The 10,952-nt window shown below is 64.9% G+C and carries 12 protein-coding genes; 7 read left to right on the top strand and 5 right to left on the bottom strand.

Translation table 11 applies throughout. The features are described from left to right. On the bottom strand, positions 1 to 323 hold a 323-nt coding region (locus EOA29_RS02795), incomplete at its 3' end, for an NAD(P)H-dependent oxidoreductase (RefSeq protein WP_189478801.1). 112 nt (positions 324 to 435) lie between these two features. On the opposite strand from EOA29_RS02795, the gene EOA29_RS02790 reads away from it, so the two are divergent. Next, positions 436 to 1,383 carry a LysR family transcriptional regulator gene (locus tag EOA29_RS02790; protein ID WP_126092484.1) on the top strand — a complete coding sequence of 316 codons (948 nt, stop codon included), beginning with the start codon at positions 436 to 438 and terminating at the stop codon, positions 1,381 to 1,383. On the opposite strand, the gene EOA29_RS02785 is transcribed toward EOA29_RS02790, so the two are convergent. Next, positions 1,325 to 1,951, bottom strand: coding sequence for a TetR/AcrR family transcriptional regulator (locus EOA29_RS02785; protein WP_126092485.1), 627 nt, complete (start codon positions 1,949 to 1,951; stop codon positions 1,325 to 1,327). The two genes, EOA29_RS02790 and EOA29_RS02785, sit on opposite strands and share 59 nt — an antisense overlap. A gap of 65 nt (positions 1,952 to 2,016) precedes the next feature. On the opposite strand from EOA29_RS02785, the gene EOA29_RS02780 reads away from it, so the two are divergent. Then, the gene (locus tag EOA29_RS02780; protein ID WP_126092486.1) at positions 2,017 to 2,505 is read left to right on the top strand and encodes a VOC family protein; all 489 of its coding nucleotides are present in this window, start codon (positions 2,017 to 2,019) and stop codon (positions 2,503 to 2,505) included. Here the strand turns inward: EOA29_RS02780 and EOA29_RS02775 are convergent. Further along, the gene (locus EOA29_RS02775) at positions 2,465 to 3,412 is read right to left on the bottom strand and encodes a trypsin-like peptidase domain-containing protein (protein ID WP_126092487.1); all 948 of its coding nucleotides are present in this window, start codon (positions 3,410 to 3,412) and stop codon (positions 2,465 to 2,467) included. The genes EOA29_RS02780 and EOA29_RS02775 overlap by 41 nt on opposite strands. Before the next feature lie 225 nt (positions 3,413 to 3,637). Between EOA29_RS02775 and EOA29_RS02770 the strand changes: the two genes are divergently transcribed. From EOA29_RS02770 to EOA29_RS02760, 3 genes are all read left to right on the top strand, one after another. Beyond that, entirely contained in the window at positions 3,638 to 4,513 is an 876-nt protein-coding gene (locus EOA29_RS02770) for a S1C family serine protease (protein ID WP_126092488.1), read from the top strand. Positions 4,514 to 4,521: 8 nt separating this feature from the next. After that, on the top strand, positions 4,522 to 5,169 hold the full coding sequence (locus EOA29_RS02765) for a LuxR C-terminal-related transcriptional regulator (protein ID WP_126092489.1): 648 nt from the start codon (positions 4,522 to 4,524) through the stop codon (positions 5,167 to 5,169). 105 nt (positions 5,170 to 5,274) lie between these two features. Next, positions 5,275 to 6,141, top strand: coding sequence for an NAD(P)-dependent oxidoreductase (locus EOA29_RS02760; protein ID WP_126092490.1), 867 nt, complete (start codon positions 5,275 to 5,277; stop codon positions 6,139 to 6,141). Positions 6,142 to 6,537: 396 nt separating this feature from the next. On the opposite strand, the gene EOA29_RS02755 is transcribed toward EOA29_RS02760, so the two are convergent. Further along, the gene (locus EOA29_RS02755) at positions 6,538 to 8,823 is read right to left on the bottom strand and encodes an OmpA family protein (protein ID WP_126092491.1); all 2,286 of its coding nucleotides are present in this window, start codon (positions 8,821 to 8,823) and stop codon (positions 6,538 to 6,540) included. Between the two features lie 194 nt (positions 8,824 to 9,017). On the opposite strand from EOA29_RS02755, the gene EOA29_RS02750 reads away from it, so the two are divergent. Both EOA29_RS02750 and EOA29_RS02745 read left to right on the top strand, forming a co-directional pair. Continuing rightward, positions 9,018 to 9,464 (top strand): YcgN family cysteine cluster protein, encoded by a 447-nt coding sequence (locus tag EOA29_RS02750; RefSeq protein ID WP_126092492.1) that lies wholly within the window; start codon positions 9,018 to 9,020, stop codon positions 9,462 to 9,464. Positions 9,465 to 9,700: 236 nt separating this feature from the next. Beyond that, positions 9,701 to 10,057, top strand: coding sequence for a hypothetical protein (locus tag EOA29_RS02745; protein ID WP_126092493.1), 357 nt, complete (start codon positions 9,701 to 9,703; stop codon positions 10,055 to 10,057). A gap of 181 nt (positions 10,058 to 10,238) precedes the next feature. Here EOA29_RS02745 and EOA29_RS02740 read toward each other — a convergent pair whose 3' ends face one another. Then, a complete protein-coding gene (locus EOA29_RS02740) occupies positions 10,239 to 10,949 on the bottom strand; it encodes an SIMPL domain-containing protein (RefSeq protein ID WP_126092494.1) in 711 nt (236 codons plus the stop codon). Positions 10,950 to 10,952: the final 3 nt, after the last annotated feature.

Below are 10,952 nucleotides of genomic sequence, written 5' to 3'. Positions count from 1 at the left end.
ACCCACGACTTCAACGTCGAGGAGATGTTGAAGTTGATGAAACCGGTCGCAAGGATCACGGTGTCGGCGGCAAAGAGCTCGTCGAGCACGGCGTCGGAAACCCCGACGACTTCGGCCTGACGCGGTGTGCGGGCTTCGGCCGGCGTATAGATGCCGGTGGCATAGTCGGGGTCGATATGCGGCAGCGGGTTGGCAACCAGATCGCGCACGACAAGCGTGTTCGACGGATCGGCGGCAACCAGCTTCTGAGCAAGGTCGGTAGCGACGCGGGTCGAATGCGAAGCAGCGCCGCGCGGGCTGGAGGTAACAAGCAGAATAGACATGGCGGTGTCCCCTTGGGGTTGGATTGAAACTTTCCCCGCCAATATGGGATTGCGGCTCTATCTGGAAAACTGGTATAGTTTGCATGGTATCCATCTAAAGTATGGATTGATCATGCAGCCCAATCCAACGCTCGACCAACTTCAGATCCTGGTGGCGGTGGCCGACACCGGCAGTTTCTCGGCCGCCGGGCGCAAGCTCAACCGGGCGCAGTCGGTGGTGAGCTACGGCATCGCCAATCTCGAAGCGCAGCTCGGCCTGAAGCTGTTCGAGCGCGAAGGTATGCGCGAGCCGCAGCTGACCGATGTCGGCAAGGCCATGCTGGAGGACGCGCGGCGCATGATCGGCGTCCTGCAGCGCATCCGCTCGCGCGCCGATGGCTACCGGCAGGGACTGGAGGCGGAGGTGACCGTATCGGTCGACGTGGCGCTGCCTTCGCCAGCCCTGGTGCGGGTGCTGAAAGCCTTCGAGGCGCAGTTCCCGGCGGTGATGCTGCGGCTTTATATCGGCTCGCTCGGCCTGATCGTCGATCAGGTCGTCAATGGCCAGTCAGATCTCGGCTTCGGCGGACTGATAGGCGATGCCGATGTCAATCTGTTGCGCATCGGTTTCACCTCGATGGTGCCGGCGGCGGCACCCGACCACCCGCTGACGAAACTGCCGAAACCTGTGGCCATCGAGGATCTGCGCGAGCATATCCAGCTCGTCGTCTCCGACCAGTCGGAGCGGACGCGCGGCCGCGACTATGGCGTCTTTGCCTACCGCACCTGGCGATTGACGGATGTGCGCACCAAGCACGCGCTGATGCGCGAAGGTCTTGGTTGGGGCGGCCTGCCGCGCTGGCTGATTGCCGACGATCTCGCCAGCGGCCGGCTGGTCGAGCTCGATCTCGAACCCTATCGCGAGGTGCGCTCGCCGCTCTATGCTATGCACCGCAGCGACCGCAGCCCGAAGCCAGCGGCGTCCTGGCTGATCGATGAGTTCAAGCGGCAGCTCGGCTGCTTCAACGAGCTGGAGCCGGGTGTTTGGACGGAGGAGGGGCCGGAGACAAGCCGTCCATGAGCGCTATAAGCACGGCGCGATAATCCTCCTCTGATGCGCCGGCCTCGATGGCAAGTGCTGCCCGGTCGAAGGTGGCGGCCAGCAAAGCGGTCAGTGCCTCAGCCGGTAATCGGGTCATCGCTCGCGCCCGCATCGCGGCGACAAGCCCCTCGCGCAGCGAGCGGTTGCCGTGGCGGTTGTCGATGTCGTCCATCGCCGCGCGGCCAAGCACGGCTGGGCCATCGAGCAACAAAAGCCGCGTGCGGCCGGGTGCGCGCATTGCCGCGAGATAGGCGTCGGAGCCGGCGATCAAGGCATCGCGGGCGGATAGCGACGGCGCCGAGGCGCGATCGATCTCCGCCGCCACTGTCGCTGCCTCCTGCTCGACGACAGCGGCGAACAACGCCTGCTTGTCGGCAAAGTGATGGTAGAGCGCACCGCGTGTCAGGCCGGCGGCGGCGGCGATCTCCGGCGTGCCGGTCTCGGCATAGGATTTCTCCGTAAACAGTCTTCGCGCCGCGCGGATCAGATCGGCCCGCGTCGCTTCGGTGCGGTCCCGATTGGAGCGGCGTCCAGACTCTCGTTGCATACATGCAGCCTGTATGTTATTGCATTTACATACAGACTGTATGTTATGTGGTAGGAGAAAGAAAGATGAAGACGACGAGCTACTATCCGGTGCTGATGACCGGCGATGTCGCGGGCACGGCGGACTTCTATATCAAGCATTTCCGCTTCGAGCCGCTGTTTACAAGCGGCTGGTATGTGCATCTGCGCTCGAGCGAGGACAGGCGGGTCAATCTCGGCATCGTCCAGGGCGACCACGAGACGATTCCCGAACAGGGGCGCGGACGGACCTCCAGCCTGCTGATCAATTTCGAGGTGCGCGACCCCGATGCGGTCTATGAGCGTATCGTTGCCGCTGGTCTGCCGGTCCTTCATACATTGCGCGACGAGCCCTTCGGCCAGCGCCATTTCATCACCAGGGATCCAAACGGCGTGCTGATCGACGTCATCAAGGCAATCCCTCCCAGCCCCGAATTTCAGGTGCAATTTGTAGAGGGATCAACGGCCAGCTGGGCGATAGCCGGTGACGGCGGGCCTAGCCGTTCCTTGCCACCGGCGTCACCACGACCTGGCTGACGCCGCTGCGGCGCACGACGGTGCAAAGCGTCTCGCGGCCGATGCGCTCGGCATCGAGCATGCGCACGAGGTCGTCGACGCCGGTGACCGGCCGGCCGTCGATAGCGGCGATGATGTCGCCTTCCTTCAGGCCGGCCTTCGCGGCGGGGCCGTTCTTCTCGACGCTGCGCAGACGCACGGCCGTGTTGGTCGAGACCTGCGACAGCAGCGCTGCCCGGCGCGGCAGATTGGTCGTGTCGGCCGAAACACCGATGAAGGCGCGGCGCACGCGGCCGAAGCGGATGATCTCGGAGATGACGAAATTGGCGGTGTTGGAGGCGACCGCGAAGGCGATGCCCTGCGCGCCGTGGATCATGGCGGTGTTGACGCCCATCACTTCGCCCGTCGACGACACCAGAGGCCCGCCGGAATTGCCGGGGTTGAGCGCCGCATCCGTCTGGATGACGTCGTCGATCAGCCTGCCGGTCGAGGCGCGCATCGAGCGGCCGAGCGCCGAGACGACGCCGGCGGTGACGGTCCATTCAAAACCGAGCGGATTGCCGATCGCGATCGCGATCTGGCCGCGGCGCAGGCGCTTGGAATCGCCGAGCGGCGCGACGTCGGCGAAGCTGCCGTCGGCGCGCACCAGCGCGATGTCGGTGTCGGGATCGCGGCCCAGCACATGGCCTTCGCGCGCGGCGCCGTCGGGCATCGTAACCCGCACGGCGCGCGCGTCGCCGACGACATGGAAGTTGGTGACGACCAGCCCGTCCTGGGCGATGACGAAGCCGGAGCCATGGCCGCCGGCGCCGATGCGCTCGATGCGGCACACGGCTGGGCCGATGCGATCGACGGCATCGGCGACGGTGGCCGAATAGGCATCGAGCAGGGTGTCATCGGATTGGAGCTTTTCGGCGGCGAAGGCCATCGGCGTGTTCCCGTGTGATGTGGCGGAACGATGTTTTTCTTTTGTGCGTGTCGTTGCCCAAAACCGCGCGGCGCTTTTGGGCGACACGCACTATATGTGCGGAGCGGCCGCATTTGCCGCGACCTGACCAGATGGCCAGTCCAGCAGCCGACTAGCCGTCAGGCGAGTACCAGCGGGCGCGTCATGGAGCGATATCTGGGTCACAGAACCCAGGAGATGATTGATATGAGCAACTTCAACCTCAGCGCATTTTCAGACGCCATTGCCGATGTCGCGGCAGCCGCCGCTCCGGCGCTGGCGAGCTTCGCAACGCATCACCACCGCACGGCCAGCGCCTTCCACTGGCGGGACGGCTACTTCGTCGCCGCCGAGGAGGCGGTCGAGGCCGGCGAGGAAATCGAGCTGACGCTGGCTTCCGGCGAAACCGTCAAGGCGGAACTCGTCGGCCGCGATCCTTCGACGGGCGTTGCCCTGCTGAAGCCGGCTTCCGCCCAGGCCGGTCTGCCGCAACTGCCTCAGGCCGCTGCCGTGCGTCCCGGCCACGTGGCGATCGCCGTCGGCAGCAGCGAAGGGGCTGCGCTTGCGGTGTTCGGCACGGTCGGCGAGGTCGGGCCTGCCTGGCGCTCTATGCGCGGAGGCACCATCGATCGGCGCATCAATCTCGCCATCAATACCGGCGGCCGCTTCGAGGGTGGTCCGGTGCTCGACGCCAAGGGCGGCCTGATCGGCATGCTCCTGTTCGGGCCGCGGCGGCGGGCGCTGGTCATGCCCTATGAGACGATCGAGCGGGCAGTGGCGACGCTGCGCGAAAAGGGCCATGTCGCGCGCGGCTATCTCGGCGCCGGGCTGCACCCGATCCGCAACGGCGACACCCACGGCGCGATGGTGATGAGCCTTGACGACAGCGGTCCGGCCAAGGGCGCCGGCCTGCATGTCGGCGACATCATCGTCGCTTGGAATGGCGAAGCGGTGCGTGGGCCGCGCGAATTGATCCGCAAGCTCGGGCCTGACAGTGCCGGCGCAACCGTGACGCTCGGTATCATGAGCGGCGGCGCTGAGCGGGACGTTTCGATCACCATCGGCGAGAAGCCGCTGAGCTGAGAGGGGCGATGCCAGGCAGCGCGACACAAACGATTGCGAGACCGGAGCCGGCAACCCACCGGCTGACGGTGCTGATCGCGCTCGGCGATGCTGAGCGCGCCGAGCAACTGGCCGATGCGCTTGGCGCCAGCGACGACCTGCTGCCGGCGTTTGGCGAAAGCGGCGCCGGCCAGACAGCGGACGTCGCCGTGATCGATGAGGCGGCTTTGGCAAACCGGGCCATTGCTTCGAATACGCCTGCCGTTCTGCTTTCCCGGCGCATCCGCCGCGAACAACTGCCCGGCAATGTGCTCGCCGTGTTGCCGCCCTTCGCGGATGGCCTGCTGGTCGCCGCCGCGGCGCGGTTGGCGGCGTCCGGTTATCGCGTTACCAGTGGCGGGTCTGCAGAAATTGCCGCGCGAGGCGATTTCCACGGTGAGCTGTCGGAAGAGGAAGCGCACGACGACAACCAGACCCGCGCGGCGTTGTCGCCGCGCGAGGCGGAGGTGCTGGCGCTGCTGGCGGAAGGCGCGCCCAACAAGGTGATCGCCAGGCGGCTCAACATTTCGGTGCACACGGCGAAGTTCCACGTCGCCGCGATCCTGATCAAGCTCGGCGCCGCCAACCGCACCGATGCGATCGCGATCGCCATGCGGCAGGGATTGGTCCTGGTCTAGACCTCCCTGGGCGCGACGTTGCGTAATCTCGAACTGGCCCCTTGGGCCTTGCGTCAGGCTAGTCCACCGCGCAAGTTGCCCCCCTGTTGCTGAGGGAGGCTAAGGATGTCGCTCAAGGGAAAGACGCTGTTCATCTCGGGCGGGTCGCGCGGGATTGGGCTGGCGATCGCGCTGCGCGCGGCGCGCGACGGCGCCAATGTGACGATCGCCGCCAAGACCGCTGAACCGCATCCGAAACTGCCGGGCACGATCTACACCGCCGCTGAAGAAATCGAGCAGGCCGGCGGCAAGGCGCTGCCGATGCTCTGCGACATCCGCGACGAGGCTCAGGTCGCCGATGCGGTAGCAAAGACCGTCGAGCGGTTCGGCGGCATCGACATCTGCGTCAACAATGCCAGCGCCATCCAGCTCACCGGCACGCTGGAAACCGACATGAAGCGCTACGACCTGATGCACCAGATCAATACGCGCGGCACCTTCCTGGTCTCCAAAATGTGCATTCCGCACCTGAAGTTGGCAAAGAATCCTCACATCCTGAATCTGGCGCCGCCGCTCGACATGAAGGCCAAGTGGTTCAAGAACCATGTCGCCTACACCATGGCCAAGTTCGGCATGTCGATGTGCACGCTGGGCATGAGCGCCGAGTTCGCCGGCGCCGGCATCGCCGTCAATTCGCTCTGGCCGATCTCGACCATCGACACCGCTGCGGTGCGCAATCTGCTCGGTGGCGCGACGGTGGCCGCGATGAGCCGCTCGCCCGACATCATGGCCGATGCGGCGCGTGCGATCTTCCTGCGCCCATCGCGCGAGGCGACGGGCAATTTCTATATCGACGAGGAGGTGCTTCGCGCCGAGGGCGTCACGGATTTTTCCATCTATGCGCCGGGCGCAAAGGGGCCGCTGGCCGGCGACTTCTTCGTGCCGGACGAGGTGTTCGCGAACTCGCGGACGAACGTCAAAAGAATCTACTGACGGGTTGCAGCCGTCTCGCTCCACCTCGGCCTTCTTGCCCTTGGCCCGCGCAAACCAAAAAGCCCCGCCGGAGAGGGGGGCCGGCGGGGCTCATGTGTCCCGCTGGAGTCGGGACAGGGCAGGGAACGCCCTGGCTAGAATCTGGGTGCCGCAATGCGGCGATTCAATGAGCGTGGCGGCATAAGCAGGACAATTCTTCTTGAATTTTCAATGAAAAGGCCCGTCCGGATCCGGACGGGCCTCGTCTTGCCGCGCTGATTCCGAAAATCGGGTCAGGATCTTGAAATCAAAAACTAAAGCGCGTCGAGCTGAAACGGATTCAGGCGATGCGCTTCAGGTCTTTGTTTCGTGCATGTCGCCCAAAACCGCCATGCACTTTTGGGCGACATGCATTAGTCATTGCTCCGTGTTGCTCGCCACTGGCGCCACCAGCGAGGTGATGCGGCGAATGGCGACGCGACGGTTCTCGCGGTTCGGGCCAGGCGTATTCACCTTGAGATACTCCTCGCCATAACCCTGCGTGGTGAGGTTCTCGGCAGGGATGCCGAACGCGTTGGTCAACGCTTCGGCCACCGCCTCGGCACGCCGATCCGACAGCGCGAGGTTGGCGTCGGGCGTACCGACAGCGTCGGTATGGCCTTCGATCAGGAAGGTCTCCGCCGGGTTCTTCTTCAGGAGTTTTTCCATGGCGGTGGCCACGCCTTCGAGCTTCTGCACCTCTTCATCGGAGATCGTGGCCGAGCCGAAGTCGAAGTTCAGCGTGTCGAGATCGATGCGGCGGGCGATGTCGCGCACGCGGGCCGAGCGCTTGACCTCGTCGATCGAGTAGAGGCGCTGCACCCTCTCCACCGGCGGCTGTTCGAGGAAGGTGTAATACTCGTCCGGATCCTCGACTTCCTCCGAATCCAGGATGTAGTCGCGGCGCGAGATGTCGAGCCGCATCGGCGGCAGGTCGTCGCCGGGATCGCGCCATTCGTCGACATCGTTGTAGTACCGCTCGTCGACATAGCTCAGCACATATTCGTGGCCATCCGGCGTGATGCGCGATCGCCTGATGACGTCGCCATTGCGGTTGCGGATGGTGACGATCTGGATGCCGTTGTCGCGCTCGACGATTTCGCGGGTGCGGTCGCCCGAAAGATCCTCGTAGTAGACGTTCCTGGCGCCGCGCGTGATGCGAGGCGCCTCGTTGCTTTCCACGAATGTCTGGTTGTTGAACTGGAGGATCACGCGGTCGCCGAACTGCTTCACCACGTCCGCGCCCTGCGGCCGGCGGCGATCGCGGACAACCTGCTCGGGCGTAAGCTCAATCCGCTTGCCCTTTTCCTCGGTGACAGGCACGAACTTCTCAGGCTGGATTTCCTGTTGCGCGGCCTTGTCGTCGGTGGGCGGCGGACCCTGGTCGACCGGCGCAGGCGTCTGCGCCTGCTGGCCCTGAAGCTGTTCGGTTTGATTGCCAGTTTGGCCGGTACCGCCTTGCTCAACACCAGCCTGACCGCTTTCGTTCTGGCCGGCCGGCCGACGGCCCTTGCGCTTGCGCACCACATCCTTCTGGCTGTCGAAGATGGGGGCCTCGTTCGCATTGGCAGGCGCTTGGCCCTGCGCGGCAGTGCCGGCGGTTGCCCCGCCTTCGGCCGGCTGCTCGCCGGGGGCGGGCTGCTGCTGCCCCGTTGCGGGTTGCTCCGTCAGCGGTTTTTTGGCTTGCCTCTTGTTCTGGTTCGAAGGCTGTTCCTCTTGAGCTGGCGCCTGCTCGGTCCCGGCCGGTGCCTGCTCGGCTCCCGGAACCGGCAACGGCTTGAGCTTACGAGAGGCCTGACCTGCGGGTGCTTGTTCGGCAGGGGTCTGGCCTTGCTCGGCAGGTTGCTGGCCCAGCTTGCGTTTCTTGCCGGGCTGGTTGTCATTTGCCGGCTGTTCTGACGGCTGTTCCGCAGGCGCGGCTTCCTGCTGCTGATTGAGCTTCTTCTTGCGCAGTTGCTGCTGGTCGGGGGCGACCTGCTCGGCCGGAGCCGTCTCGCTCTGCTGCTGATTGAGCTTCCTCTTGCGCAGTTGCTGCTGCTGGTCCGGGGCAACCTGCTCGGCCGGTTGCTCAGCCGGCGCGGTTTCGGTTTGCTGCAGCTGGCGCTTCTTCCTGCGCGGCTGCTGCTCGTCGGTCGCCGGTGCGGCCTGTTCCGCGGGCTGCTCGGCCGGCGCGGTCTCAGTCTGTTGCTGCAACTGGCGCTTCTTCCTGCGCGGTTGCTGCTCGTCGGCCGCAGGCTGGCCGCCCTGATCGGCCGGGGCTGCCTCGATCTGTTGCTGTTGATCGCGTTTCTTGCGCGGTTTGAGCTGCTGCTCGGCGGGGGCTGCCTGCTCCGTCTGGCCGGTATCCATCTGCTGCTGGTCCTGCCGCTTCCGGCGCGGCTTCTGCTCCGGCTCTGCAGGCTGTTCGGCCGGGGCCGATTGCGTCTGCTGTTGCTGCTCGCGCTTCTTTCTCTTCGGCTGCTCTGCTTCCCCCTGCTGGCCCCCGGCTTGCGCACAGGCCTCGGCCGACTGGCCTTCGGCGCAGTTCTCCTGCGCCAGAATCACCGGCGCTCCATGCGAGGCGCCGAAAACGGCATTCCCCTGCAGCGGATACGCGCCCAACGGCGCGGATGCCATAAGCAGGCCGATTGCCGTACCCGCCAGAATCCGTGGTTGGCGTTTCATATCGATTTTCTCCTAGTGGGGTCCCATCCCTGCCCAAACTTACATCAACCGCAATTGGTTCCGTCGGGCATTGGCGGCAGCCAAGGATGCTTGGCCGGCCTTTTGAAGGCAATTTCGTGTTTTTCTAATGTTGATACCGGGTCACTGCGACAGCGCGCTTGACCGGAAGGCCCAGGAGGGCCAAATCCAGCCGCATGACCGCACCGTTCTGGAAAACCAAGACGCTAGAGGCGATGACCCCGGCCGAGTGGGAATCGCTCTGCGACGGCTGCGGCAAATGCTGCCTGTCGAAGCTCGAGGACGAGGATACCGGCGAGATCTACTGGACGAGCGTCGGCTGCCGGCTGTTCGACGCCGAAAAATGCCTTTGTTCTGACTATGCCAACCGGCTGTCGCGCGTGCCCGATTGCGTCGGGTTGACGCCGCAGAACGTGCGCACCATCACCTGGTTGCCCAAGACCTGCGCCTACCGGCTCATTGCAGAAGGCCATGATCTCTACTGGTGGCACAGACTGGTTTCGGGCAGCGCGGAGACCGTGCACGAGGCCGGGATTTCGATCCGCGGCCGGGTGAAGGCCAAGGAAACCGACCTGGCCGAGCCTGACGATTATTTTGACTATATCCTTGATGACGAACCCTGACGGGTTCGCATTTGGATGACGAACCCAGAGCGGGACCGGCCGCGCCATGGCGCGTTTCGGCCTGCAGTTTCGAGGGAAAGAAGCGATAGGTTCGGGAAAATCCCTTTTCCTGCCACATGAACCGGAAATGAACAGCCGGTTCGCGGGAAGTTCAGACAGGAAAGGGCATTCTTGGCCCATCGGTTCGCCGAATTACCGATTCGAACGGGCGAAAGCCCCCAACAAGGAGAGAGACAATGTTCAACACGATCAAGACGGCAGCCCTTTCGGCCCTTGTCGGGCTCGGCACGCTCGGTGCCATCCCGGCGGCGCACGCGGACAGCCTCTATCTCGGCTTCGGCAACGGCCCCGATCCCCGTTTCGGCGTCTACACCGGCGAGGACGATGACGGCTATTATCGTCGCGATCGGGAATGGCGCCGCCGCGGCTGCTCGCTGGACCGCGCGCTTGACAAGGCCGAGCGCATGGGCCTGCATCGCGTCCGCATCGTCGACATCGACCGGCGCACGGTGAAGGTGGCCGGTCGCCAGTATGGCGACCGCGTGGTGGTGGTCTTCGCCAACGAGCGCGGCTGCCCGATCATCTATCGCTAAGGGGCGAGATCGCCAGGAACGGCGATCCTCTGTGAGGATCGCTTAGCATGATCCTCTGCGAGGATCAGCTATGAGTAGCGAGCCCTTTCAGCTGGCCTGAAGCGCGCGGCTCGAAAAACCCCGGAGGACCGGTCCTCCGGGGTTTTTTGTGGCTGGATCCGGACCACCGGTCGGGCGGCGATCACTTCAGCTCGAACGTGACGGTGACCTGGACAGAGTAGGAGTTCTCGCCGGCCTGCACGGGCACGGCGGCGCGGGCGGCATCGAAGGCCTTGGCGTTCATTGGCATCGGGACCGGCGCGACATTCTGGTCGGTGATCTCGATCACCTTGCCCAGGCTCACGCCAGCGGCCTCGGCGAGCGTCTTGGCCTTGGCGATCGCATCCGCAACCGCCTTCTTGCGCGCCTCGACGATGGTGGTTTTCGGATCGTCATTGGTGAAGGCGATGCCGCCGCCCTGGTTGACGCCGAGCGACACCGCCTTGTCGAGGACGTCGCCGGTCTTGTCGACGTCGCGCACGCGCACCGACAGCGTGTTCGTCACCTGGTAGGCGACGAGCTCGGCTTCCTGGCTGCCGTCCGCCTTGTTGGTGTAATTGTAGCGCGGGTTGATCTGGATACCGGCTGTCTGCAGATCGCGATCGGCGATACCGGCCGATTTCATCGCAGCGATAACCGCCGCCATGGCGTCGTTGTTGGCATCGAGCGCGGCGCGCGCGGTCTTGGCCTCGCGCATGACGCTGAGCGTCAGCATCGCCATGTCCGGCGCAACGGTCGCTTCGCCTTCGCCGGAAACGACGATGCGGGGCGGGGGCGGTGAATCGGCCGCGCTTGCAAATGCCGGAAACGCGAGCGCTGCCGCGAGCACCATGGGCAAAAGATGTCTGGTCATCGA

This window comes from Mesorhizobium sp. M1E.F.Ca.ET.063.01.1.1 (assembly GCF_003998155.1).
Lineage (GTDB): Bacteria > Pseudomonadota > Alphaproteobacteria > Rhizobiales > Rhizobiaceae > Mesorhizobium.
The sequence above is the reverse complement of the archived record's forward strand: the minus strand, read 5'-3'. Positions and strand labels throughout refer to the sequence as shown.

What these genes read in the sequence shown, in the direction of transcription:
- EOA29_RS02790 (WP_126092484.1), top strand. Translation starts at nt 436, where the DNA reads ATGCAGCCCAATCCAACGCTCGACCAACTTCAGATCCTGGTGGCGGTG.
- EOA29_RS02785 (WP_126092485.1), bottom strand. Translation starts at nt 1,951, where the DNA reads ATGCAACGAGAGTCTGGACGCCGCTCCAATCGGGACCGCACCGAAGCG.
- EOA29_RS02780 (WP_126092486.1), top strand. Translation starts at nt 2,017, where the DNA reads ATGAAGACGACGAGCTACTATCCGGTGCTGATGACCGGCGATGTCGCG.
- EOA29_RS02775 (WP_126092487.1), bottom strand. Translation starts at nt 3,412, where the DNA reads ATGGCCTTCGCCGCCGAAAAGCTCCAATCCGATGACACCCTGCTCGAT.
- EOA29_RS02770 (WP_126092488.1), top strand. Translation starts at nt 3,638, where the DNA reads ATGAGCAACTTCAACCTCAGCGCATTTTCAGACGCCATTGCCGATGTC.
- EOA29_RS02765 (WP_126092489.1), top strand. Translation starts at nt 4,522, where the DNA reads ATGCCAGGCAGCGCGACACAAACGATTGCGAGACCGGAGCCGGCAACC.
- EOA29_RS02760 (WP_126092490.1), top strand. Translation starts at nt 5,275, where the DNA reads ATGTCGCTCAAGGGAAAGACGCTGTTCATCTCGGGCGGGTCGCGCGGG.
- EOA29_RS02755 (WP_126092491.1), bottom strand. Translation starts at nt 8,823, where the DNA reads ATGAAACGCCAACCACGGATTCTGGCGGGTACGGCAATCGGCCTGCTT.
- EOA29_RS02750 (WP_126092492.1), top strand. Translation starts at nt 9,018, where the DNA reads ATGACCGCACCGTTCTGGAAAACCAAGACGCTAGAGGCGATGACCCCG.
- EOA29_RS02745 (WP_126092493.1), top strand. Translation starts at nt 9,701, where the DNA reads ATGTTCAACACGATCAAGACGGCAGCCCTTTCGGCCCTTGTCGGGCTC.
- EOA29_RS02740 (WP_126092494.1), bottom strand. Translation starts at nt 10,949, where the DNA reads ATGACCAGACATCTTTTGCCCATGGTGCTCGCGGCAGCGCTCGCGTTT.